This is a genomic window from Ruegeria sp. 6PALISEP08 (genome assembly GCF_001238295.1).
Lineage (GTDB): Bacteria > Pseudomonadota > Alphaproteobacteria > Rhodobacterales > Rhodobacteraceae > Ruegeria.
The window spans coordinates 241,075-264,299 of the sequence record NZ_LGXZ01000001.1 but is presented as its reverse complement, the minus strand read 5'-3'; the positions used below and the strand labels follow the sequence as shown (position 1 = coordinate 264,299).

The window sequence follows — 23,225 nt, the reverse complement described above, 5'->3', positions numbered from 1 at the left end:
GCGCTGCCGCCTATACAGTGCCCCGCAACATTAACCCAAAGGGCACGATATGACCTACCACCCCAAATCGGATTTCATCGCCACGATGATCGAGCGCGGCTTTCTCGCCGACTGCACCGATTATCAGGGCCTTGACGACGCGCTGATCAGTGGGTGCAAACCGGCCTATATCGGCTTTGATGCAACGGCACAGTCGTTGCATGTGGGCAGCCTGATCCAGATCATGATGCTGCGTTGGTTCCAGAAGACCGGTCACCAGCCGATCACGCTGATGGGTGGCGGCACGACCAAAGTCGGTGATCCTTCGTTCCGCGCGGACGAGCGCCCCTTGCTGGACCCCGAACAGATCGACGAAAACATCGCGGGCATCAAAAAGGTGTTCGCAGCCTATATCGACTATGACACAGACGCCGAGAACAAGGCGCTGATGCTGAACAATGCCGAATGGCTGGATGACCTGAACTACCTCGATTTCCTGCGCGACATCGGGCGACATTTCTCGGTCAACCGGATGCTGTCGTTTGAATCGGTGAAGTCCCGATTGGACCGTGAGCAATCGCTGTCATTTCTCGAATTCAACTACATGATCCTTCAGGCCTATGACTTCCTGGAACTGAACCGCCGTTACGGCTGTGTTCTGCAGATGGGTGGATCAGACCAATGGGGCAATATCGTCAACGGGATCGACCTGACTCGCCGCGTGCTGGATCACGAGATCTATGGCCTGACCTCGCCTCTGCTGACCACCAGTGACGGCAAGAAAATGGGCAAGTCGCAGGACGGTGCAGTCTGGCTGAACGCCGAGATGCGCTCGCCTTACGAGTTTTGGCAGTTTTGGCGCAATACCACCGACGCGGATGTGGGCCGGTTCCTGAAGCTTTACACTGAATTGCCGGTGGATGAGTGCGATCGTCTGGGCGCGCTTGCCGGGTCCGAGATCAACGAGGCCAAGATCCGTCTGGCCAATGAGGTCACAACCCTGCTGCACGGTGCACAAGCTGCGGCCAATGCCGAAGCCACCGCGCGCGAAGTGTTCGAAAAAGGTGGCGTAGGCGACGACCTTCCGACACTGACCCTCAATGCCGCGGACCTGCCGATCTCTGTCGTGCAACTGATCGTCAAATCTGGGTTGGCCAAGTCCGGCAAAGAAGCCAAGCGCCTGATCGCCGAGAACGGCGCCAAGCTGGATGACGCACCGCTGACCGATGCCGGGATGATGATCGACGCAGGCGCCCTGTCATCGCCGATCAAGCTAAGCGCAGGCAAAAAGCGCCACGCACTGGTTCAACTCGGCTGATACGATCTCAATCTGAAGAGACCGAACAGGATAACGGCCACCCGATCGGGTGGCCGTACTGCTTCATAAGACGGGAGATTACCTAAGGCCTTTTCCACCACTTCGACCGCCGCCACGACCGTTTCGGTCATTGCCGCCTTCGTCGTTGTTGGCGTTGTTGCCACGGCCCGGGCTGCTGCCTTCTCCGCCATTCCCACCGCCGTTGTTACCTTTGCTGCCACCCTTACCGCCTTTACCTTTGCCTTCACCTCTGCCGTCGCCATTTTTACCTTTTCCGTCGCCGCCTTTGCCGCCTTTCCCTTTACCTTCGCCTTTGCCGCCGCCTTTGCCACCTTTTCCGTCGCCATCACCGGGTTCGCCACCATCGCCGGGTTCACCACCACCGCCGGGTTCACCACCACCGCCGGGTTCACCACCACCGCCGGGTTCACCACCGCCACCGGGTTCACCACCACCGCCGGGTTCACCACCGCCACCGGGTTCGCCGCCACCGCCGGCTTCACCGCCACCACCGGGTTCACCGCCGCCACCAGGTTCACCGCCACCACCGGTTTGGCCGCCGCCCGGCGACCCCGGACTTGCCGCCTCTGCAAACGCCTCGCCTTGCGGCTCAGACCCTCGGCTTTCTCCACGGTTTTCGTTTGAACCCGACAGGCTTGCCGTCGGCAAATCCGTCAGTAGCGCGGCGAGACCCGGGCACTGTGCCCCGGTCACTTCCAACGTTGTCTCCAAATCCGAACGTTTCTGAAGCCTCTCCAGAAAACTTGGGGTCACCTGAACGCAATCACACAACCCCGCGTAATCCCCGGCATTGGCCAGGCTGCGGGCCGTTTTCCCCGTGCAGGTTTCCGGTGCAGCAGATGCACTGCCAATCATCACCAATCCAAAAACAGGCGCGACAAGTACAGCACCCAGCGTTTGTTTCTTACTCATAACCATATCAGGACCTCCTGGCGAAAAAACACATGACGGCCTTGAAGTCTTCACTCACAAACAGGCGCGTTTTCGTGAGGACCGGATTAACTTGTCTTCAGGAACGTTTTTTTGGTTCTGGTTTGGCGACGCAGGTCACCGGGCCATCCATTTCGTCAAAACTGTGGACACCGCACCCGCGAACCGGTTATTGAACAATCGTTCATATCTCTGGGAGGAGTTCACCATGCACCTGTCCACCACAGCCGCCCTTGTCACCGGCGGCGCGTCCGGTCTGGGCGAAGCCACGGCCCGTCATTTTGCCGCCCAAGGTGCGCAGGTCACCATTCTGGACCGGGACGCAGATCGCGGCATTCAGGTTGCCGGTGAAATCGGCGGGCATTTTGCGCAGACCGATGTCACTGATGAGGATTCGGTGGCAGCTGCCGTGCGCTTGGGCATGGACAAGATGGGCAAGATCACCGCAACCGTGAATTGCGCGGGCATCGCTTATGGCATCAAGACGGTTGGCAAGGATGGCCCCCACCCTCTGGACGCCTTCCAGCGCACAATTGATATCAACCTCGTCGGTACCTTCAACGTTTCGCGTCTGGCCTCTGCCGAGATGGCAAAGAATGAACCCGAAGCAGACGGTGCACGTGGTGTGATCATCAACACCGCCTCCATCGCTGCATATGACGGGCAAAAGGGTCAGGCGGCTTATGCCGCTTCGAAAGGTGGTGTTGTTGGCATGACGCTGCCGATGGCCCGTGATCTGGCCTCGACCGGCATTCGGGTCATGACCATCGCGCCGGGCATTTTCATGACCCCGATGCTGGCCGGTCTGCCCGAAGAGGTACAGCAACAGCTGGCCGCTGACGTCCCGAGCCCTGCTCGCTTGGGCGATCCGATGGAATACGGGCGATTGGCCGGCTTCATCGTCGAGATGGGTTATCTGAACGGAGAAGTTATCCGCATCGACGGTGCATTGCGGATGCGCTAAATCTGTCGCATGTCTGAACGTGAAAAAATGCAGTCCGGACAGTGGTATTGCTGTCTGGATTCGGAACTGGATGCTCTGCGTGCGCAGGCAAGGCGCGCAGTTCACGCGCACAACACCTGCCCGCCGGACACACGCGGAGCGATGGCGCCCGAGTTGCATGCACTGCTGGGCCATGTCGGCGAGGCCTGCTTCCTCGAAGCTCCGTTCCATTGTGCTTATGGGATGAACATCCATCTGGGCAACCGGGTCTATTTCAACGCCGGTTGTGTCGTGCTGGACACGGCCCCAATGCGGATCGGAGACGACACGATGTTCGGCCCCAATGTCCAGGTCTACTGCGCCCACCACGCCAAAGACCCGGCGGATCGGGCAAAAGGACTGGAAATCGGCTTGCCGGTCACAATTGGCAGGCATGTCTGGGTGGGCGGAGGCGCGATTCTGCTACCCGGCATCACTGTCGGCGACAATGCCACGATTGGTGCCGGGAGTGTCGTGACAAAGGATGTCCAGCCCGGCGAAACCGTTGCCGGAAACCCTGCCCGGCCTATCCGGTCCCACCCATAACCTTATTCTGCCCCCAATCCGCCAGCGCCTCGATCACCGGGCGCAGCGCCTGCCCCTTTTCAGTCAGGCTGTACTCCACTCTGGGCGGCACCTCTGCATAAACTTGGCGATGCACGATTCCATCTGCCTCTAGCTCACGTAGCTGCTTGGTCAGGCTGCGCTGGGTCACCGTGCCCAATGCGCGGGACAACGCGTTAAAGCGCATCGTGCCACCAAGAAGATGATAGATCACCAAGCCCTTCCACTTGCCCGATATCTGCTCCAGCCCGGCTTCGACCGGGCAACCTCCGCTGCAGTCGTATCTTTCAAATCGATCCACCCCGACCTCCTGCCACAGACAGTATACAAATGGTACCTACCCGCACAAATAGTGCGTACTTGCGTGATTTGTTGGTGTCACACATATCTCGGTTCATCGCAACCGAGCCCTGTAAGGAGACATCATGGCCCTGACCATTCTCGCGCAAATCACCGCCAATCCAGGCAAAGAAGAGCTTGTCCGCACCGAGCTTGAAAAGCTCATCCCCATCACCCGTGCTGAAGAAGGTTGCATCCAGTACGACCTGCATGTGGATACCTCGACTCCTGGTTTTTTTGTCTTTTACGAAAACTGGGAAACGCGGGAACTGTGGCAAACCCACATGAATGCACCCCATCTTGCCGCTTATATGCAGGCGACAGACGGCGCGGTTGCAGAATTCACGCTGAGCGAGATGACGAAAATCGACTAAACTCGGTTCGCTCCGCCGATGGCGCTCAGGCGCCTTCGGCTTTTTCTTCCAGCACCAGCCACTCCTCTTCGGCCGCCGACAGCTTTTCCTGACGTTCGACCAGCGCGTCGGTGGCTTTCTGGAACTTGACCGGCTCGCGGGTGAACAACTCTGGGTCGGACATCAGCTCTTCCAGCTTGGCGATCTCGGCCTCAAGGCGCGCGATTTCGGCAGGCAGCTTCTCCAACCTGTGCTTTTCCGAAAAAGACAGACCCGGTTTCGGCTTCGCCTCTTGCTTGACCTTTGGCTTTGAAGCTTTTGCTTTTTCTTCTTTTTTCCCAGCGACATCGCCACGTTGCGCGATGTAGTCCGACCACCCTCCGGCATAGACCGTTGCGCGACCATTCCCTTCCATCGCAATCGTCGTCGTTGCCACCCGGTCCAGAAAATCCCGATCGTGACTGACCAACAGAACCGTTCCGTCGTAATCGTCCAAAAGCTCCTGCAACAGATCCAGCGTCTCAACATCCAGATCGTTGGTCGGTTCGTCCAATACCAGAAGGTTCGAGGGTTTCGCCATCAGCTTGGCCAGCAACAACCTTGCTTTTTCCCCACCTGACAAGGACTTAACGGCCGCTCTTGCCTGGCCTTCGTCAAACAGGAATTCCTTAAGATACCCCACCACATGCTTGGGTTGCCCGCCAACCATCACCTGATCGGCCTTTCCTGACACCCGCATCTCGGGGTCGCCGGTAAGGCTGTCCCAAAGGGACATCTCGGGATCCAACTGCGCGCGTGTCTGGTCGAACACCGCGATCTCAAGATTCGTGCCCAACGACACCGAGCCCTCATCCGGTTCAACCTGATCCAGCAACATTTTCAGCAGCGTGGTCTTACCCACCCCGTTGGGCCCGACAAATGCCACGCGATCGCCGCGCTGCACCAGCAGGTCAAAACTCCGAACAATCTGCTTGTCGCCAAACCCTTTGGCCAAGCCCTTGGCCTCGATCACCTTACGGCCCGACTTTGGCCCCGATTCCAACGTCATGGCAGCCGAGCCCTGCCGTTTGATCTGCGCTGCTTTTTCGGCTCGCAGAGACTGCAAGGCCCGCACCCGGCCTTGGTTGCGCTTGCGTCGGGCGCTGATGCCCTCAACCGCCCATTTCGCTTCGGACTTGATCAGGCGGTTCAGCTTGTGCCGCTGCTGGTCTTCCTCTTCCCACACCTTGTCCCGCCAGGTCTCAAACGCTTCAAAACCTTGCTCATGCCGTCGAACAGCGCCCCGATCAATCCAGAGTGTCGCCCGCGTCAACGCGCGCAAAAACGCACGGTCGTGCGAGATCAGTACAAAAGCCGCACGGGTTGACCCAAGTTCGCGCTCCAGCCACGCAATGGCTTCGATATCCAAGTGGTTTGTGGGCTCGTCCAACAACATCAGATCCGGTGCCTCGGCCATCAGCTTGGCCAGCGCTGCCCGCCGCCGCTCGCCACCCGATGCCGTGTCAACGGGGCGGGACGGGTCAAACTTTAACCCTTCACCTGCACGTTCAACCTTGTAGAGCTCGCCTGGCTCCAACCCGCTGGAAGCATAGTCACCCAGTGTCGCAAACCCCTGCATCGTTGGGTCCTGCTCCATATATCCCACGGATTTTCCGGGCGGGATGACAATCTCACCCCGATCGGCCTCAACCAATCCGGCCATCACCTTCATCAAGGTAGACTTACCCGACCCGTTGCGCCCGACCAGCGCCACGCGGTCACCAAGTTGGACTACCAGATCAAGTTCGGAAAACACCGGATCGCCCCCGAAAGTCAGGGAAATGCCGGACATCTGCAATAAAGGAATTCTCGCCATGACCGCCAGCTAAACCGGCTGACACAATGCGTCAACGCCTCTGCTTCACCTTTTCGGAAATACTCAATCTACCCGACCACCGTCCGCAACAGACGTTTGCGCGCCGGGGGAATCGCTCCGATTTCCAGCCCGGTGAACACATGAAGTGTGTTCATGTGACGATCTACAACCGCATGATCACTGACCCAACCGCCCATCATCAGATAGGTGCGCAACAAAGGTGGCATCCGCAACATTGCCTTTTTGGCATCTGGCTTGCGCCGCAGACGCGCAGCAAAGCGAAAAACATTCGGGGCTTTTACCCGTGGCAGCCATCGTTTCGGTGCCAGATGACGATGCTTGAGCATCGCAAACGCGTCTAGATACTGCTCAGTCTCGGTACCGGCAAAGGACGAGCATCCAAACAGCATCTCAACACCGTTCTGATCTACATAGGCTGTCATTGCACCCCACGCCACGCGCAGGATGTCGGGATCGCTGTGATCAGGATGAATGCAAAACCGTCCCATCTCGACCATGCGGCCACTGAAACCCTCCAGCGAGCTCAGGTCGTAGAACTGGGCCGAATAGCTGCGCCCGATTTCGCCACCATGATCCATGGTCAGCATCCGGAAACAACAGACCAGTTGGCCCGCTGAACGCATATCTTCGACCAGAATATGGCTGCATCGTGCGTCGAAATCGTCGCGGTCCAGTTGCCGCGTGCCGAAGGCCAACGTCCGCAACCGTTGTGCAGCCTCGATATCCTCGGCCGACTGTGCAAGTCGCGCGCGATAGCGCCCTTTGCTGAGCAAAACTGCAGTCGCCACGGTCGCATCCTCCACGGTTGCAAACCCATTGTTGCCGTTACGGCCTCGTTAACACAAGACATGTGACTGTCTTGTGACTCTCACAAGGTGGCAGGCCGTATTAGTTGTTCACGCCCGGGATATTGGCCGGGTTGAAGTTGCCGATATTGCCAAGCAGCTGACGCAGGAAGCCTTTGTCCTGGACGTTGGAATCGGTCACACGGCGTTCCAGCGGAATCACGATGCCGTCTTCCAGACCAAAGCGTTCGATATTGCTGACGACACCACGCTGGTCGAAGCTGATGGCCACCAGTTCGCGCGATACAACTTCGGGCCGTTTCGGGCCGTAATGGCGCACCCGCGAGCGCACGTAATAGTAACCGGAATCCCGCACGACACCTGACGCACCCGGCGCGCCGATGGCCTCTTCCACACTGTCGCGCGTGTCGACGCCCACTTTGATTTCGGCCAGATCTTCGGCCGGCGGTACATAGCCGTGATTCTTGAAGATCGGCGTACAGGCGCCAATCGCAGCCAGACAGGCAACAAACACAAGCGATTTCGTCGCTGGTTTCAACCGGTTCACTACCTTCAACATGCGCACCCTCTTGCCTTGGCCTCTTGCGGCTTCTATCCGATTACAGAAACCGCTGCCACGGTTCAACACATAGAAAGGCTCACAAATGAGCAACCTTACATCACTTCGTGTGGCTGACCTGCCCCAGAATGCCCCCACGCCCTTCGATCTGCGCCCTGCTGCTGCGGCTCTTGACGGGATTCGGCAGGATCTGGGCCTGCTGGGTCTGCGCAAGCTCAGCTTTGTCGGAGAGGTCCGTGCCCAGGGCAAACGTGACTGGGTTCTGAACGGTAAACTGGGTGCAACCGTTGTTCAGCCCTGTGTCGTGACACTTGATCCCGTAACCACACGAATCGACATTCCCGTGCAACGGACGTTTCTGGCGGATTGGGCCAACCCTGACGAGCCAGAGTTCGAAATTCCCGAAGATGACGAATCCGAACAGTTGGGCCCCGAGATTGACCCGGCTTTGGTGATGGTCGAGGCGCTGTCGCTGGCTCTGCCCCAATATCCGCGCAAGGACGGCGTCGAACTGGGTCAGGTAGACTATACAGAACCAGGCAAAAAACCCATGACCGACGAAGATGCCAAGCCCTTTGCAGGATTGGCAGGATTGCGCGATGTGCTGAAAAAAGACGAGTGACAGCAGTCTGATTTCCTGTCATAGCAGGCGGTCAGAAAAATCGCTTGAACATGTCGAGAATCGCAGTATTTTCGCGCGCTCATCGGAAATTTGGGTTGGACATTGCGGGGCTGGTCCCCTAAACGCGCGTCAAACCACGATAAAACGAAGTATGAAACCCGGTCGGCGGCGAATCTGCTGACCCACAGTAGACAAAGGTTGAGACCATGGCCGTCCAACAGAACAAAGTTTCCAAGTCGCGTCGCAACAACCGCCGCGCACACGACGCTCTGGTTGCTGCAAACCCGAACGAATGCGCGAACTGTGGCGAGCTGAAGCGCCCGCACCACGTTTGCGCATCCTGCGGCCACTATGATGATCGTGAAGTCGTCGCACAAGCCGACGAAATCGATCTGGACGAAGACGCAGCCTAAGCCTGATTGAGCGCAGACCGAGGCATGACTGAACAGCCCACGCACGCCGGACGGATCACCATCTCGGTCGACGCTATGGGCGGGGACGCAGGTCCCGCAGTGGTTGTTGCAGGTCTGGCAAAATCAGCCGACAAGAACCCGGATATCGGGTTTTTGTTGCACGGGCCCGAACAGGTTTTACGTAAGCTTGTCGCCAAACGGCGTGTCCTTGAAGGACGCGTCGTTTTTCGTGATTGCCCCGATGTGGTCACGATGGAGGACAAGCCCAGCCAGGTTGTGCGCAACGGTAAGCAAACCTCGATGTGGTCCACGCTTGAGGCTGTACGCCAAGGCGAAGCGCATGGGGCGGTGTCCTGCGGCAATACGGGCGCGCTGATGGCGTTGTCGATGATGCGCTTGCGCAAACTGCCGGGTGTGAACCGCCCGGCCATCGCGATTCTGTGGCCTTCACGCAACCCACAAGGCTTCAATGTGATGCTTGACGTGGGCGCAGATGTCCGTGCCGACTCCAAGGATTTGCTGCAATATGCCCTGATGGGTGCCTCATACGCGCGCAACGGCATGGCATTGAAGCGGCCCCGGATCGGCTTGCTGAATGTCGGCACCGAAGAACACAAAGGGCGCGCCGAACTGAAAGAAGCCCACGCGATGATCGCGGAATTCGCGGACCAGGCGAATTTCGAATTTGTGGGCTTTGTCGAAGGCAGCGACATTCCCGGTGACAGGGCAGATGTCATTGTCACGGATGGGTTTACCGGAAATGTTGCAATCAAAACCGGCGAAGGGACGGCCAGCTTGATCGGTGATCTGTTGCGCCAGGCCTTCAAGTATTCTCCGTTGTCCCGATTGGCATCGATCCTTGCGATCACCTCGCTGAATCGCTTGAAAAAGCGTATCGACCCGCGGCGCGTGAACGGCGGTGTGTTTCTGGGCCTGAACGGCACCGTAGTGAAATCCCATGGCGGCGCAGATGCGACTGGCGTATCGGCGGCGATCAAGCTGGCCTTTACTCTGGCGCAATCGGGCTTTTCCGAAAAATTGGCCGCGCGGGTTGCATCCACGGCCCAGCTTGCACAAGATGCCGCGCAATCAGCGCCGCAGACCGATAAATAACCAAAAAAAGGCAGTACCCCAAAATGGCAGGCCGTTCAGTTGTAGTAGGTGTCGGGCATTATTTGCCGGAACGCATCGTTCCCAATTCCGAGTTTGAGAGAACGCTGGACACAACCGACGAATGGATCCGCACCCGGTCGGGCATTGAGCGCCGCCACTTTGCCGCCGAGGATGAGACCACCTCGGATCTGGCGACAAAGGCGGCAGAGGCCGCTTTGGAAGACGCCAGCTTGAGCGCGGACGATATTGACGCCATCATTGTTGCGACTTCAACCGCTGATCTGACCTTTCCCTCCGCCGCGACCATGGTTCAGGCGCAGCTTGGCATGACCAATGGCTTCGCCTTTGACATTCAGGCGGTTTGCGCAGGATTCGTTTTTGCACTTTCCAACGCAAATGCGCTGATTGTTTCCGGTCAGGCCAAGCGTGTGCTGGTGATCGGCGCCGAGACGTTCTCTCGGATCATGGACTGGACCGATCGATCCACCTGTGTCCTCTTCGGCGACGGCGCGGGAGCTTTGGTGCTGGAAGCGCAAGAGGGCGAAGGCACCGCCGCAGATCGCGGCATTCTGGCAACCGACCTGAATTCGGACGGCCGTTACAAGGATCTTCTTTATGTGGATGGGGGCGTATCAACCCAATCCACTGGGCACCTACGTATGCAAGGCAACCAGGTGTTCCGCCATGCCGTTGAAAAACTTACGAAAACTGCGGAAACGGCTTTGGATCGTGCGGGCCTCAGCAGTGCGGATGTGGACTGGATCGTTCCGCATCAGGCCAATATACGGATCATTCAGGGCACCGCCAAGAAAATGGGCCTGCCGATGGAGAGTGTTGTGGTCACGGTTCAGGATCACGGTAACACCTCGGCTGCGTCTATTCCTTTGGCGCTATCAGTCGGCAAACAGCGCGGCCAGATCAAGCAAGGTGACCTGATCGTAACCGAAGCCATTGGTGGTGGGCTGGCATGGGGCGCCGTGGTTCTGCGCTGGTAACCGGCGCAAACCGGCTTACACAGCCTCTTGCAATTCATTGATATTGACAGCGAATTTGCCATAGCCATATGCTCTGATATCAACAAGGGGAAATGGCATGGGCGACAAAACACTGACTCGAATGGATCTGAGCGAAGCCGTCTTTCGTGAAGTTGGACTGTCACGAAACGAAAGCGCGCAGCTGGTGGAAAGCGTCTTGAGCCACATGTCTGACGCTCTGGTTCGTGGTGAGCAGGTCAAAATCTCGTCCTTCGGCACCTTCAGTGTACGCGACAAGACCGCCCGCGTTGGTCGCAACCCCAAAACCGGTGAAGAAGTCCCGATTCAGCCGCGCCGCGTGCTGACGTTCCGCCCGTCGCATCTGATGAAGGATCGCGTCGCTGCCGGGAATCGCAAGTAACCCCGAGGTCTCGCGGATATGAGCAAGTCTCCCGACGCGTTTCGCACCATCAGCGAAGTTGCGGATTGGCTTGGTGTTCAAGCCCATGTTCTGCGTTTCTGGGAAAGCCGGTTCACGCAGGTGAAACCGGTCAAACGCGCGGGTGGACGCCGGTATTATCGCCCCAATGACATGCGACTTTTGGGCGGGATCAAAAAACTGCTCCACGAAGACGGAATCACCATCAAAGGCGTTCAGCGCATCCTGCGTGAGCAAGGCGTGGCACATGTCGTATCGCTGTCCCCGTCTTTGGACGAACACTCCCCTGACCCGGCTTTACCTGTTGAAGACACCGTGGTGCTCTTTGAACCGAAACCCGCGGCCTCCACTGAACAGATCCATATGGATCTGGGTGAGCCCTCTGCACCATCGGTGAAAGAAGAAGCTCGGGTCGACCCAGTCTCATCTGCCATTCAGAAGCCAGATTCGGAACCTGAACTTGATACCGCCCCTTTGATGGGGGGAATCGCATCCTTGGCGTGGAACCGGGCCGAGTTTGACGACGACCTGCTGCGCCGCATCGCGCCGATCGCAAAAGACCTGCGTTACTGGCTGGACCGTGTGGAAACACAGGCGGCGGGTTAGGAAAAAAGGCAGTGTTTTCCTCTTGCCCCTGCCGGGAAAATCTTTATGAACACCCCAACGTCGGGCTATGGCGCAGCCTGGTAGCGCGTCCGTCTGGGGGACGGAAGGTCGCAGGTTCGAGTCCTGCTAGCCCGACCAAATCACACCGACGTTTATGGCACACAGGCCAGATCCCGCTCTGGCACCAGAGGGGATCGAGATGACAGGTGTTTGCCCGAACCAACAGATTGAGGCGATGATCGCGCGCAGCGAAATCACCGCCAGCCCGGACGTTCTGTCTGCACAGATTCAACCCGCTAGCCTTGATTTACGTCTGGGAACAGTCGCTTACCGAGTCCGTGCTTCGTTTCTTGCAGGCGAAGGGCGGACCGTCGCCGATCGTTTAACCGAGTTCGAGATGCACCGCATCGATATTTTGGCTGGTGCTGTTCTGGAAAAAGGCTGCGTCTATCTGGTGCCCCTGATGGAATCGCTCGCCCTGCCCGAGGATGTCAGTGCCGTGGCAAATGCCAAAAGCTCGACCGGGCGGCTGGACCTTTTGACCCGGACCATCACCGATGGCGGCTCCGAATTTGACCGGGTGCCTGCGGGATATACGGGACCGCTCTATGCGGAAATCTGCCCGCGTTCCTTCTCGGTTTTGGTGCGGCCCGGTATGCGCTTGAACCAGATTCGTTTCCGTCAGGGTCAGGCCGTGCTCTCGGATGCCGAGTTGACGGCTTTGCACGTCGAGTCGCCACTGGTGGATGGTCCTGCCGTCATTCAGGACGGTTTGGGCTTTTCCGTTGATCTGCAACTTCCCGATACCGATCTGGTTGGCTACCGCGCCAAGCCACACACCGGCGTGATCGATCTGGATCGTATCGGCGAATACGACCCGCAGGACTACTGGGAAGAAGTGCGCACCAAGGATGGCTGCATCATCCTGGACCCCGGCGCGTTCTATATCCTTGTCAGCCGTGAGGCGGTGCACATTCCACCAATGTACGCCGCTGAAATGGCACCCTATCTGGCGATGGTTGGTGAATTCCGAGTGCACTATGCCGGGTTCTTTGACCCCGGTTTTGGCCATGCCGCTGCCGGTGGGGCCGGATCCCGAGGTGTGCTTGAGGTACGCTGCCACGAAGCACCGTTCGTGCTGGAGCATGGGCAGGTTGTCGGGCGTCTGGTCTACGAGAAAATGACCGAAATGCCCACGCAGTTGTACGGCGCAGGCATCGCCTCGAACTATCAGGGTCAGGGTTTGAAACTGTCGAAGCACTTCAAAGCTGTAAGCTAAACCTTAAAACTTCATAAACCGGCGCATTTGCCGGGTCACACGCTGTGCTTGCCTCAGGCTCTGCGCATGGCGTGGCGCGCTGACTTGCCCGGGCCCTTTCGACGTGCCCGATCTGTCGCCCGTTCGGCTGGCCATGTCGATGCCCTTGTTCACACCCTTATTGACCAGACGGCGCATGACCTGACGCACAATCATATCGATGATCCGGTTTGCATTCATCGCTCAACTCCGTGTCTTCTCGCTCAAAGATATGCGGTTTATGCGGCAATAAAAGGGCTGCGCGATCACTCTTCCTCGAACAGTTCGGTCTGGTCTTCGTCGACCTCGTCCTCGGACCCTTCACCCAACGGAATAGCACCCGGTGGAGGCCGGTTCTCCAGAAGCCCCGCGGCCCTTAATTCTTTCAGCCCCGGCAAGTCACGCGCATTTTCCAAGCCAAAGTGGTCCAAGAATTCGGGCGTAACCACAAAGGTCACTGGACGGCCCGGGGTCATGCGGCGGCGGCCCAGTTTGATCCACTCCATCTCGAGCAACTGGTCGATGGTTCCGCGTGAAACCGACACGCCCCGGATTTCCTCGATCTCGGCCCGCGTGCAGGGCTGATGATAAGCGACGATGGCCAGCGTTTCGATCGCGGCGCGGCTGAGCTTGCGGGTCTCGACCGTTTCCTTCTGCATCAGAAAACCCAAATCAGGGGCCGTGCGGATGGCCCAGGCATCACCGACACGCACCACACGCACGCCGCGTCCTTCATAGCGTTTTTGAAGCAATTCAACGGCTTGCGCCGCATCGCTGCCATGGGGCATCCGGGCTTCCAGATCCGCGATTGTCACCGGCTCAGAGCTGGCGAACAACACGGCCTCGACCATACGCTCTTGTTCCGCCAGCGGAGGTGCTTCGAACAGTGTGCCGGTTTCTTCAGGGGCGTCAGTCACGTGTTTCGGTCCTCTTGCGCAGATGGATCGGAGCAAATGTCTCGCTCTGCTTCATCTCCATATGTCCTTCTTTCACCAGCTCCAACGAGGCCGCAAAGGTCGCCGCTGTTGCTGACCTGCGGCGTACTGGGTCGGCATCCCAGCCGTCAGGCAGATAGGTCTCCATGTCGGTCCACGTGCCGGCAAACCCGATCAACGGGCGCATCCGTTCCAGCGCCTGCTCCATTGTGAATACAGCATCGCGATCCATCACAAAGGGGCGGAACTCATCACGGGTGCGGATACGGGCATAGCCCTGCATCAGATCCAGCAGCGTGGCGGAATAGGTTACGGTTCGGATGCGGGTGATATCTTCGCCCTGCCCGCGCCTAAAGAAATCGCGACCCAACTGATCGCGCGCCATCAAACGCGCGGCAGCGTCGCGCATGGCCTGAAGGCGCTCCAACTGAAACGCAAGATGCGCTGCCAGTTCCTCGCCCGACGGCCCTTCGTCATCGGGATCAGGTGGCAGCAGCAAGCGAGATTTCAAGAAGGCCAGCCAGGCCGCCATGACCAGATAGTCGGCGGCCAGTTCGATCCTCAGCGCCCGCGCCTTTTCGACAAAGGTCAGGTACTGCTGCGCAAGTGCCAGAACCGAGATTTTCCTCAGATCAACCTTTTGCGTACGTGACAGGGTCAGCAGAACATCCAGCGGACCTTCGAACCCGTCGACATCAACAATCAGCGCTTCGGCCGCAAGACGATCCGCGACCGAAACAGGGTCTTCGCTGAAAAGGTTATCGTTCATATACCTGCCCGCCCATTAGGGCAGATAGTTCAGCCTCGGCGGCAGGGATGTCAAGTTCCTGAGGAGGTTTGCGCATTGCCAGCGCCTGTACTGCGCGGGCTTGTGCCTGATCCGTCATCTCTCCGGCGGATTCCATCACTTCGGCACGGTCCGTAAAACTGCCGTTGCAATGCAGAACAACATCGCAGCCTGCCTGAATGGCCTGACGTGACACATCGGCCGGCGTACCGCTCAGCGCTTTCATCCCGATATCGTCGGTCATGATCAGCCCGTTGAACCCGATCTTTTCACGGATCACATCCATCATGGTCTTAGAAATCGTAGCTGGTTGCGGGTCGATCTGATCGTATACCAGATGCGCGGTCATTCCCATCGGCAAATCGTTCAGGGCGCGGAAGGGTGCGAAATCGCTGCTGTCCAACGTGTCCATCGGCAGATCAACATGCGGCAGGTCATAGTGGCTGTCCAGCGTAGCACGACCATGACCGGGCATATGTTTGATTACTGGCAGAACGCCCCCGTCCAAGTGCCCTTCTGCCACGGCCTTACCGATCTGGGAAATCTTATCGGGATCAGAAGCATAGCACCGGTTCTTCAGAAAAGCGTGCGTATCCGACCGCGCCACATCAACCATGGGGGCACAGTTGCTGTCGATACCCAAGCTGAACAGTTCGTCAGCAATCAGGCGATAGCGTAGATACATGGCCCGCTCGGCCTGATCGCCTGAACGCGTCACGTGATCCAGCGGTGGCAGCCATTCGCGGGCCAGAGGTGCGCGCAGGCGCTGTACGCGCCCGCCTTCCTGATCAATGGTGATAGGGCAATTACGACCAACCGCCTCGCGGAAATCATCGCACAAGGCACGCACCTGATCGGCGCTTTCGATGTTGCGGGCAAACAGGATGAACCCAAACGGGTTCATCTGGCGAAACAGGTCTCTTTCCTCCTGCGTCAGGCGCAGGCCTTCGGCGTCGGTGATCGTGGCACCAAATTTCACCGCACGGCTACCGGGATGCAATCGGCCCCTTGAGCGACCAGCGCAGCACAGAACTGGCGCGAGTCACTCAGGTTTTCGAAACCCAGAACGCGCAGGCGATAGAAGGTTCGGCCGCCGCTTGAAGTTTTCTGAATAACGCGTTGCTTTCCATCCATATATTCACCGAACCGACCACTCAGACGATCCCACTCGGCCTGGGCCACCTGAGTACTGTCATAGGCCCCAAGCTGCGCAAGGCGTGTGCCTTTGGTCAGCGTATCGGGATCGACATCCAACCCAACCGCAGCCTTGACGGCGGCGTTGATGGCGCCCTCAGACGCTTCGCTGGGCGAAACTTGACTGCGTGCCGGGCGTTTAGCCGGGCGCAACGACCTGCGGACCCCCGGCAATTCGGCAATAGCCGGGTCCGGCAAGGCCGCAGCAAAATCGGCAGGATCGATTGCCGGTTCTTCCTCGGGCGTGGACAGCGATGCAACCTGCACACCCTCTTCAAACTCTTGTTGGGTTTTGGCCGCCTCACCTGCCAGTTCCGCCACCAGCGCGTCTACTGCATTCTGGCGGAGTCGCGCGGCTTCCTGGGTTGAGATCGGCTCTTCCACCACATGCAGCGCCGGGGTTGGCTTCAGATCACCACCGGGCAAGTCTTCTGCAGTCAGCGATACCGGGCGCGGCGCAAGGATCAGACGATCCGCCGGGGCGGCGGCGGTGCCTTCGGCCGCAACGGCATTCACGGCCAACCCCTGGTGATCTGCAGGTGTGCCGCCCGGGTTTTCCGGCTGCACGCGCATCGGCCCTTCGGCTGCGCGCACAACGGGCACGCCACTTACATCCCGCATGACCAGTTGATACCCCCAAAAGCCGACACCAGCGACCAACGCCAAGGATGCAACAGCCCCAAGAACGTTAACCATCTGGCCCAGTCCAAACGTGCCGCGCGGCGCGTCATAGTCCTGCATATCCTCGGGATACTCATACGCATCCTCAGGATGCGCCTGATTCGGGTAATGAATCTGCCCGGGGCTTTGGTGCCCCGAGTAATCGTAACTCGCCATGTCCGCCTCACTGCCCGTTTAGCGCCTGAAATTAAGGCGCGCGGGTCATTTCTTGCCTACCTCGTACCGGCGGTTCGGGCGATATTTGTTACCGCATCTCCTGCGCCGGGGTAACGCCAAGAATACCCAAGCCCGCTGAAATCACAACAGAAACGGCCCGGGCCAGTGCGATTTTTGACTGGCTTGTGGCAACATCGCCATCCTGAATGAAGCGCAACTGGGTTTCTTCATTTCCCTTGTTCCACAGCGCGTGGAAATCCCCTGCAAGTTCATACAGATAGAAGGCAACACGGTGCGGCTCGTTGGTGCGCGCGGCGATTTCCACCAGACGTGGCCATTCGGCCAGTTTCTTGGCGACGGTCAGTTCCGAAGCGTGATCGTTCTTGCGTAAATCGGCCCCGGCAAGTGCTGCGTCATCAGCCGCAATTCCAGCCTCAGCGGCGCGGCGCAGAACGCTCATCACGCGGGCATGGGCATATTGCACATAGAATACGGGGTTCTCGCGGCTCTGTTCCAGCACCTTGTCGAAGTCGAAGTCCAATGGCGCGTCGTTCTTGCGGGTCAGCATGACAAACCGGGTCACGTCCGGACCAACCTGATCGACCACATCACGCAAGGTGACAAAGTTCCCTGCCCGCTTGGACATCTTGAATGGCTCGCCATTCTTCCACAGCTTCACCAGCTGGGTCAGCTTGATATCCAGCGGCACCTTGCCGTCGGACAGAGCCGAAACAGCCGCTTTCATCCGCTTGACGTAACCGCCATGATCCGCCCCAAACACATCGATAAGCGCGTCAAAGCCACGGCTCACCTTATCATAGTGATACGCGATATCGGGGGCGAAATAGGTCCAGCTGCCATCCGATTTCTTGACCGGACGGTCCACGTCATCGCCATGCTCGGTCGATTTGAACAAGGTTTGCTCGCGCGGCTCCCAATCCTCGGGCTTCTTGCCCTTGGGCGGTTCCAGCACGCCTTCATAGATCAGGCCTTTGTCGGTCAGCGATTTCAACGCCGCCTCGATCCGGCCTGTGCCATAGAGTGATTTCTCTGAGAAAAACACATCCATCTCGACACCCAGTGCCTTCAGGTCAGCGCGGATCAAATCCATCATCGCTTCGGTCGAAAACTCGCGCAGCTCTTCAAGCCATTCGCTTTCCGGCTTATCGATCAGGCTATCGCCGTACTTTTCCTTCAACGCCTCACCGATCGGGATCAGATAATCGCCTGGATAAAGACCCTCGGCAATCTCGGGGCTTAGCCCGTTGGCCTCGCGATACCGCTCATACGCGGAGCGCGCCAACACATCCACCTGCGCGCCGCCATCGTTTATGTAGTATTCGCGGGTCACATCGTGACCCGAATAGGCTAGCAAACTGGCCAACGCGTCCCCGAACACCGCGCCCCGTGTATGCCCCACATGCAGTGGACCAGTCGGGTTGGCTGAAACATATTCGACGTTGACCTTTTGCCCCTGCCCCATGGTCGATCGTCCATAGTTGGCGCCCTTATCCAGCACCGCCGCCAGTACGCCCTGCCAGACGGACGGCGCGAGACGCAGGTTCAGAAAGCCCGGCCCGGCAACCTCGGCGCTGGTGATCCGGTCATCGGCTGCCAGTTTCCCAGCCAGCACATCGGCAATATCACGCGGCTTCAACTTGGCCGGTTTCGCCAAAACCATCGCGGCGTTGGTCGCCATGTCACCATGCGCTGAATCTCGCGGAGGTTCGACCGCCACGTTGTCAAAGCTCAGCCCTTCCGGCAGAGCGCCCTCGGACTGCATCTGTGCCAGCGCGTCCAGTACAAGGCCGCGGATCTCGGAAAACAGGTTCATTTCGGATGTCCTTTTGCTTGCCCGGCGGTTTACCACGCAACACAGCAAGGTCAATGGAAGCCTAATGTTTAAGCTTGGTTTCGAGGTGTAGCACGTTAATCTCAGCCTGAATTCAACACTCGGAGACCCGCATGCGCTGCACCCTGCCTCTTGCCCTGCTTTTGACGATCGCCCTGCCCGCTCAGGCTGAAATGCCTCAACCACAGGGCCACGTGCTGCTGACGCTTGGCGGCGCTGTCAGCGAAACCAACTTGCCTGCGCGAGGCGAGAACGACGGCGGTTTGCTGGGCTATCTGGAAGTCACACATGACGGCGCAGCCGGATTTGATGCGGCCATGCTGGATGCGCTGGAGCAGTTTGAGATCAAAATTCCCTACGGCCCACCGGACAATCAACGAGACTATGCGTTCTCAGGTCCTCTCCTTTCCGAGGTCATGATCATGGCCGGAGCCGAAGGGAAAAAGGCCCTGCCCATGGCGCTGGATGGATATCAGGCCGAAATCGAGTGGGACAGCATCGCAACAAACAAACCAATCGTTGCCACGCACGCCGATGGCACCCCGTTGGGGATCGGCGGGTACGGCCCCACGATGATCGTGTTCCCGCCCTCCGATGATGCCGACCAATCCGCAAAACAGGCAGGTCAGCAAGTCTGGGCCATCGCCTATATCGCTGTAGAGTGATCAGCCGGTCAGCCGCTCATGATCCTGCAAGGCAAAGCGGTCGGTCATACCTGCGATATAGTCCGATACAATACGTGCCAATGCCGTCTCGTCTCTGGCTGCTTCAATGTCATCGTGCCAGCGTGCCGGCATTTGCCTGGGGTCGTTGAGATAGATCGGAAATAGGTCTTCCACTATCTTTGCGACCTCCGCCCGAACTTTCATCACGCTGGGTGCGCGATACATCCGGGTAAACAGAAACGCCCGGATTTCGCGAAGCTGCGCCCAAACCCCATCAGAGAACTGAATAACAGGATGTCTCAGATGGCGGATGTCCTCGACCGACTGCGCCCCCGAGCTCTCGATCAAGTCACGGGACGTGTTGATGACGTCTGACACCATCACACCGAACACCCGCCGTAACGCCTCGTGACGCCTGCGATAGTCATCCAGCGCTGGGTATTTCGAATCTACCTCAGCATAACAAGCCCCAACGATTGGCAGGTCTCGCAAATCATCATCTGCGAACAACCCTGCGCGCAGACCGTCCAGAAGATCGTGGTTGTTGTAGGCAATATCGTCAGACAGCGCTGCAACCTGCGCTTCCGCGCTGGCATGGGTGTGCAATTCCAGATCGAAACCCTGATTGCACTCGGCCAGCGCCCAGGGCAGATCACCTTTGACCGGACCATTGTGCTTTGCGATACCCTCCAGACATTCCCAGGTCAGGTTACAACCATCAAATTCCGCGTAGTGGCGCTCTAACTTTGTGACGATCCGAATGGCCTGTGCGTTGTGATCAAAACCGCCAAAGGGCTCCATCAACGCATGCAAAGCGTCCTCACCGGTGTGGCCAAAAGGCGTATGTCCCAGGTCATGAGCCAGCGCCACGGCTTCCGTCAGCTCCGGGTTCAGGCCCAACGCCCCGGCAATGGTGCGCGCCACCTGAGCCACTTCTATGGAATGGGTCAAACGGGTGCGATAGCTGTCGCCTTCATGCTCGACAAACACTTGCGTCTTGTGCTTGAGCCGCCGAAAGGCGCTGGCATGAATAATCCTGTCCCGGTCACGCTGAAAACATGACCGGAAACTGCTCTCCTCCTCAGGTACCAGCCGCCCTCTTGCGCGCGCCGGATCCGAGGCAAAACTCGCTCTGACCAAAGGTCTAGTCCTTGTCGCCTGTCCTTGGGTTCCATATATTGTAGGATGCTAAGGAAATAAACCTTTGGAGAGCGGCATGAATCTGCCCCCGACAGTCACTGAACGCGCTTTTGAACGTCTGGCCGAGATCGGCGCCGCAGACCAGGGTCAAGCCCTGCGTGTTGCAGTGGAAGGCGGCGGTTGCTCAGGCTTTCAATACGAAATCGCGCTGGACGCCCCAAAAGAGGATGACCTGGTCCTTGAGGGCAGAGGTCAGAAAGTCATCGTTGATGCGATCTCGCTGCCTTTTCTGGAAAACGCAGTTATCGACTTTACTCAAGAACTGATTGGCGCGCGATTTGTGATCGACAACCCCAACGCCACCTCTTCCTGCGGTTGCGGCACGTCCTTTTCGATGTGAGCGCGATGGGGGCCTTGCCCCCACACCCCCAGGATATTTTTAGCCAGATGAAGCAGGGATCCGCTCTCTGACCCAACGACCAGAGAGCTTCACCTGGCGCGGCCATCGGCGTCCCCGCCTGTACCGCCACTTCAATTTGAGAAAAATTGGTTAAAGATCCGTTTCTTCATCTGGCTTAAAATATCCCGGAGCGCGAGGCAGAGCCTCGCATACTCGCTCTCCGACTTGCCGTTGGGCTCGTTCTGAGCGATAGGTGCGACAGTGCTTCGGAGGATTGCGCATGAAAATCGCCACGTTCAATATCAACGGAATCAAAGCGCGGGCCGAAGCCCTTCCGCGGTGGCTAGATGACGCACAACCTGATGTCGTTCTCTTGCAAGAGATCAAATCCATCGACGAGAACTTCCCCCGCGAAATGCTTGAAGAGCGTGGGTATAACGTGGAAACCCACGGGCAAAAGAGTTTCAATGGCGTGGCAATCCTGTCGAAGCTGCCTTTGGAAGACGTCTCGCGCGGCCTGCCGGGGGATAATCAAGATGAACAAGCGCGCTGGATCGAAGCGACCGTCATCGGCAAAAAGGCGCTTCGAATCTGCGGTTTGTACCTGCCCAATGGCAACCCGGTACCCGGCCCGAAATACGACTATAAACTGGCCTGGATGGAACGGCTGTATCAGCGCGCGCGTGATCTTCTGGACAGTGAAGAACCGGCCCTGATGGCGGGCGACTACAATATCATTCCGCAGGCCGAAGATGCCAAACGTCCTGAAGCCTGGCGGGAGGACGCCCTGTTCCGGCCCGAAAGCCGCGCGGCGTTTCGCAAGATTCTGAACCTTGGGTTTACTGAAGCATTCCGGGCCACAACCCAAGGCCATGGGCACTATTCATTCTGGGATTATCAGGCGGGTGCATGGAACCGGAATGACGGCATTCGGATCGACCATTTCCTGCTGACACCACAGGCTGCGGACTTGATGCGTGATTGCCGGATCGATTTTGAGATTCGGGGGCATGAAAAGCCCTCGGACCATGTGCCGGTTTGGGTTGATCTGGACCTGTAATTCCTCACCCGGTCGGATCGTAGCTGTAGATCCAATCGTATCGCTGCGCCAACCTTGGACCAAGCGCCATCAAAGCAGCTTGAGCGGCCAGACGCATTGGGCCGCTCAGGTGAAAGTTTCGCGCGTTTGATCCTGCGGTCGCGACGACTTTTTGCGCGCGTGATTTCCGGACGCTCTCATAGGCGGCCAACGCCTTCACGACACCCGACTGCGCCTCGAAGGCGCGGGCAAGGCACCACGCATCCTCCAACGCCAAACAGGCCCCTTGCGCCATGAACGGCAACGTAGGATGTGCTGCATCCCCTAGCAGGGCGAGGCGGCCGTTTTGCCATTTCGCGGCAACCGGGCGCAAGAACAAAGCCCAAATGTTGACCTGCTCGACCTGCGCAAGAATATCACCCACCTCACCACCGAAATCGGCAAAGCGCGCGCGCAAGTCCTCTGGGTGTCCCTCCTGCCACCATCCTTCCTCGCGCCAGTCCGACCGTTCTTCGATCGCCACGACATTCATCAGGCTCTGATCGCGCAGAGGATACGTCACCACGTGACGCCCGGGCCCCATGGTCAGCGCGGCACGCGGCGTCTGGTCGGGATGGCTCCACGGGATCGTGGCACGCCATGCAACTTGATGGGTGAAGGCGGGAGTTTCAGGGCCGTTGAGGATCGGCCGGATCACGCTGCGCCCGCCATCTGCTGCAATAGCACATTCGGCGCGCAGCCTTTCGCCGCTTTCCAGAACAATCTCGGCCTCTCCGGGGTGTTTCCGCACTTCAGTCACGCGAGACCCAAAGCATATCTCTACTCCGGCGCGCAACGCGGCTTTGTGCAGTAAGTCAAGCAGGTCGGCGCGATGGAAGTAATAGGTCGGTCCTGCAGCGGGACTGGGTACGCGACTGATGACCCGTCCTTTGCGATAGTCGCGCAGCACAGTACCAAATGATTTCTGCCCAAAGGCAGGTTTGTCATCTGCAACGCCAAGGGCCCGCAGGACAGACATGCCGTTGGCGCTGATTTGCAGGCCCGCTCCGACTTCGGTCAGTTCGCTGGCTTGTTCGAACACAGTGACCTGTGCGCCCCTGACACGCAACGCAAGCGCAGCCGCCAGACCACCGATGCCGCCGCCAATGACACAGAATTTCAGACTGTTGATATTCATGCCCCGCC

27 protein-coding genes and 1 tRNA gene are annotated in these 23,225 nt (G+C 58.4%); 15 read left to right on the top strand and 13 right to left on the bottom strand.

Features of this window, described 5'->3' with window-relative positions; translation table 11 throughout:
* The first annotated feature begins 49 nt into the window (after nt 1–49).
* Nucleotides 50–1,297: a tyrosine--tRNA ligase gene (gene tyrS / locus ALB80_RS01345; RefSeq protein WP_050602216.1), complete on the top strand. Its 1,248-nt coding sequence runs from the start codon at nt 50–52 to the stop codon at nt 1,295–1,297.
* 78 nt (nt 1,298–1,375) lie between these two features.
* Here the strand turns inward: tyrS and ALB80_RS01340 are convergent, their stop codons facing one another.
* On the bottom strand, nt 1,376–2,230 hold the full coding sequence (locus tag ALB80_RS01340; protein WP_157054123.1) for a hypothetical protein: 855 nt from the start codon (nt 2,228–2,230) through the stop codon (nt 1,376–1,378).
* Nucleotides 2,231–2,456: 226 nt separating this feature from the next.
* Here ALB80_RS01340 and ALB80_RS01335 point away from each other — a divergent pair, with 226 nt between their 5' ends.
* Nucleotides 2,457–3,212, top strand: coding sequence for a 3-hydroxyacyl-CoA dehydrogenase (locus ALB80_RS01335; protein WP_050602557.1), 756 nt, complete (start codon nt 2,457–2,459; stop codon nt 3,210–3,212).
* A gap of 9 nt (nt 3,213–3,221) precedes the next feature.
* Complete coding sequence (locus ALB80_RS01330; RefSeq protein ID WP_050602214.1) at nt 3,222–3,776, top strand: sugar O-acetyltransferase; 555 nt, start codon at nt 3,222–3,224, stop codon at nt 3,774–3,776.
* Here ALB80_RS01330 and ALB80_RS01325 read toward each other — a convergent pair.
* On the bottom strand, nt 3,757–4,095 hold the full coding sequence (locus tag ALB80_RS01325) for a helix-turn-helix domain-containing protein (protein WP_050602213.1): 339 nt from the start codon (nt 4,093–4,095) through the stop codon (nt 3,757–3,759). The genes ALB80_RS01330 and ALB80_RS01325 overlap by 20 nt on opposite strands.
* Nucleotides 4,096–4,219: 124 nt before the next feature.
* On the opposite strand from ALB80_RS01325, the gene ALB80_RS01320 reads away from it, so the two are divergent.
* On the top strand, nt 4,220–4,507 hold the full coding sequence (locus tag ALB80_RS01320) for a putative quinol monooxygenase (protein WP_050602212.1): 288 nt from the start codon (nt 4,220–4,222) through the stop codon (nt 4,505–4,507).
* Nucleotides 4,508–4,532: 25 nt separating this feature from the next.
* Here ALB80_RS01320 and ALB80_RS01315 read toward each other — a convergent pair whose 3' ends face one another.
* The 3 genes from ALB80_RS01315 to ALB80_RS01305 all read right to left on the bottom strand — a co-directional run bounded on the left by ALB80_RS01315 (nt 4,533) and on the right by ALB80_RS01305 (nt 7,727).
* Nucleotides 4,533–6,341: an ABC-F family ATP-binding cassette domain-containing protein gene (locus ALB80_RS01315; RefSeq protein ID WP_050602211.1), complete on the bottom strand. Its 1,809-nt coding sequence runs from the start codon at nt 6,339–6,341 to the stop codon at nt 4,533–4,535.
* Between the two features lie 68 nt (nt 6,342–6,409).
* On the bottom strand, nt 6,410–7,150 hold the full coding sequence (locus ALB80_RS01310) for a GNAT family N-acetyltransferase (RefSeq protein WP_050602556.1): 741 nt from the start codon (nt 7,148–7,150) through the stop codon (nt 6,410–6,412).
* Nucleotides 7,151–7,250: 100 nt separating this feature from the next.
* Nucleotides 7,251–7,727, bottom strand: a complete 477-nt coding sequence (locus tag ALB80_RS01305) for an outer membrane protein assembly factor BamE (protein WP_050602210.1) — start codon at nt 7,725–7,727, stop codon at nt 7,251–7,253.
* Between the two features lie 85 nt (nt 7,728–7,812).
* Here ALB80_RS01305 and ALB80_RS01300 point away from each other — a divergent pair, with 85 nt between their 5' ends.
* The 8 genes from ALB80_RS01300 (at nt 7,813) to ALB80_RS01265 (ending at nt 13,173) form a co-directional block, all read left to right on the top strand.
* Complete coding sequence (locus ALB80_RS01300; protein WP_050602209.1) at nt 7,813–8,349, top strand: DUF177 domain-containing protein; 537 nt, start codon at nt 7,813–7,815, stop codon at nt 8,347–8,349.
* Nucleotides 8,350–8,555: 206 nt separating this feature from the next.
* Entirely contained in the window at nt 8,556–8,762 is a 207-nt protein-coding gene (gene rpmF, locus ALB80_RS01295) for a 50S ribosomal protein L32 (protein ID WP_037316137.1), read from the top strand.
* A 24-nt stretch (nt 8,763–8,786) separates the two neighbouring features.
* Complete coding sequence (plsX, locus tag ALB80_RS01290; protein ID WP_050602208.1) at nt 8,787–9,875, top strand: phosphate acyltransferase PlsX; 1,089 nt, start codon at nt 8,787–8,789, stop codon at nt 9,873–9,875.
* A gap of 23 nt (nt 9,876–9,898) precedes the next feature.
* The gene (locus ALB80_RS01285) at nt 9,899–10,870 is read left to right on the top strand and encodes a beta-ketoacyl-ACP synthase III (protein ID WP_050602207.1); all 972 of its coding nucleotides are present in this window, start codon (nt 9,899–9,901) and stop codon (nt 10,868–10,870) included.
* 97 nt (nt 10,871–10,967) lie between these two features.
* Nucleotides 10,968–11,270, top strand: coding sequence for an integration host factor subunit alpha (gene ihfA / locus ALB80_RS01280; protein WP_050602206.1), 303 nt, complete (start codon nt 10,968–10,970; stop codon nt 11,268–11,270).
* Nucleotides 11,271–11,288: 18 nt separating this feature from the next.
* On the top strand, nt 11,289–11,894 hold the full coding sequence (locus ALB80_RS01275) for a MerR family transcriptional regulator (RefSeq protein ID WP_050602205.1): 606 nt from the start codon (nt 11,289–11,291) through the stop codon (nt 11,892–11,894).
* Nucleotides 11,895–11,955: 61 nt separating this feature from the next.
* Nucleotides 11,956–12,032 (top strand) — tRNA-Pro (locus ALB80_RS01270).
* A 61-nt stretch (nt 12,033–12,093) separates the two neighbouring features.
* Nucleotides 12,094–13,173 carry a 2'-deoxycytidine 5'-triphosphate deaminase gene (locus ALB80_RS01265; RefSeq protein WP_050602555.1) on the top strand — a complete coding sequence of 360 codons (1,080 nt, stop codon included), beginning with the start codon at nt 12,094–12,096 and terminating at the stop codon, nt 13,171–13,173.
* 3 nt (nt 13,174–13,176) lie between these two features.
* Here ALB80_RS01265 and ALB80_RS01260 read toward each other — a convergent pair whose 3' ends face one another.
* The 6 genes from ALB80_RS01260 to argS all read right to left on the bottom strand — a co-directional run bounded on the left by ALB80_RS01260 (nt 13,177) and on the right by argS (nt 18,778).
* The gene (locus ALB80_RS01260) at nt 13,177–13,392 is read right to left on the bottom strand and encodes a hypothetical protein (protein ID WP_050602204.1); all 216 of its coding nucleotides are present in this window, start codon (nt 13,390–13,392) and stop codon (nt 13,177–13,179) included.
* 65 nt (nt 13,393–13,457) lie between these two features.
* Nucleotides 13,458–14,108 (bottom strand): SMC-Scp complex subunit ScpB, encoded by a 651-nt coding sequence (gene scpB / locus ALB80_RS01255; RefSeq protein WP_050602203.1) that lies wholly within the window; start codon nt 14,106–14,108, stop codon nt 13,458–13,460.
* Nucleotides 14,101–14,895: a ScpA family protein gene (locus ALB80_RS01250; protein ID WP_050602202.1), complete on the bottom strand. Its 795-nt coding sequence runs from the start codon at nt 14,893–14,895 to the stop codon at nt 14,101–14,103. Before ALB80_RS01250 ends, scpB begins: the two co-directional genes overlap by 8 nt.
* Nucleotides 14,885–15,892: a beta-N-acetylhexosaminidase gene (nagZ, locus tag ALB80_RS01245; RefSeq protein ID WP_050602201.1), complete on the bottom strand. Its 1,008-nt coding sequence runs from the start codon at nt 15,890–15,892 to the stop codon at nt 14,885–14,887. The genes ALB80_RS01250 and nagZ overlap by 11 nt, the downstream gene beginning before the upstream one ends.
* On the bottom strand, nt 15,889–16,944 hold the full coding sequence (locus ALB80_RS01240; protein WP_050602200.1) for an SPOR domain-containing protein: 1,056 nt from the start codon (nt 16,942–16,944) through the stop codon (nt 15,889–15,891). Before ALB80_RS01240 ends, nagZ begins: the two co-directional genes overlap by 4 nt.
* An 88-nt stretch (nt 16,945–17,032) precedes the next feature.
* Entirely contained in the window at nt 17,033–18,778 is a 1,746-nt protein-coding gene (gene argS, locus ALB80_RS01235) for an arginine--tRNA ligase (protein WP_050602199.1), read from the bottom strand.
* Nucleotides 18,779–18,909: 131 nt separating this feature from the next.
* Between argS and ALB80_RS01230 the strand changes: the two genes are divergently transcribed.
* Nucleotides 18,910–19,461, top strand: a complete 552-nt coding sequence (locus ALB80_RS01230; RefSeq protein ID WP_050602198.1) for a hypothetical protein — start codon at nt 18,910–18,912, stop codon at nt 19,459–19,461.
* On the opposite strand, the gene ALB80_RS01225 is transcribed toward ALB80_RS01230, so the two are convergent.
* Nucleotides 19,462–20,601 carry a deoxyguanosinetriphosphate triphosphohydrolase gene (locus tag ALB80_RS01225; RefSeq protein WP_050602197.1) on the bottom strand — a complete coding sequence of 380 codons (1,140 nt, stop codon included), beginning with the start codon at nt 20,599–20,601 and terminating at the stop codon, nt 19,462–19,464. It abuts the gene before it with no gap.
* Between the two features lie 76 nt (nt 20,602–20,677).
* Here ALB80_RS01225 and ALB80_RS01220 point away from each other — a divergent pair, with 76 nt between their 5' ends.
* Together ALB80_RS01220 and xth are read left to right on the top strand one after the other, a co-directional pair.
* Nucleotides 20,678–21,001 (top strand): iron-sulfur cluster assembly accessory protein, encoded by a 324-nt coding sequence (locus ALB80_RS01220; RefSeq protein WP_050602196.1) that lies wholly within the window; start codon nt 20,678–20,680, stop codon nt 20,999–21,001.
* 280 nt (nt 21,002–21,281) lie between these two features.
* On the top strand, nt 21,282–22,061 hold the full coding sequence (xth, locus tag ALB80_RS01215; protein WP_050602195.1) for an exodeoxyribonuclease III: 780 nt from the start codon (nt 21,282–21,284) through the stop codon (nt 22,059–22,061).
* A 4-nt stretch (nt 22,062–22,065) separates the two neighbouring features.
* Here xth and ALB80_RS01210 read toward each other — a convergent pair whose 3' ends face one another.
* Nucleotides 22,066–23,217: an NAD(P)/FAD-dependent oxidoreductase gene (locus tag ALB80_RS01210; protein ID WP_050602194.1), complete on the bottom strand. Its 1,152-nt coding sequence runs from the start codon at nt 23,215–23,217 to the stop codon at nt 22,066–22,068.
* Nucleotides 23,218–23,225 lie beyond the last annotated feature (8 nt).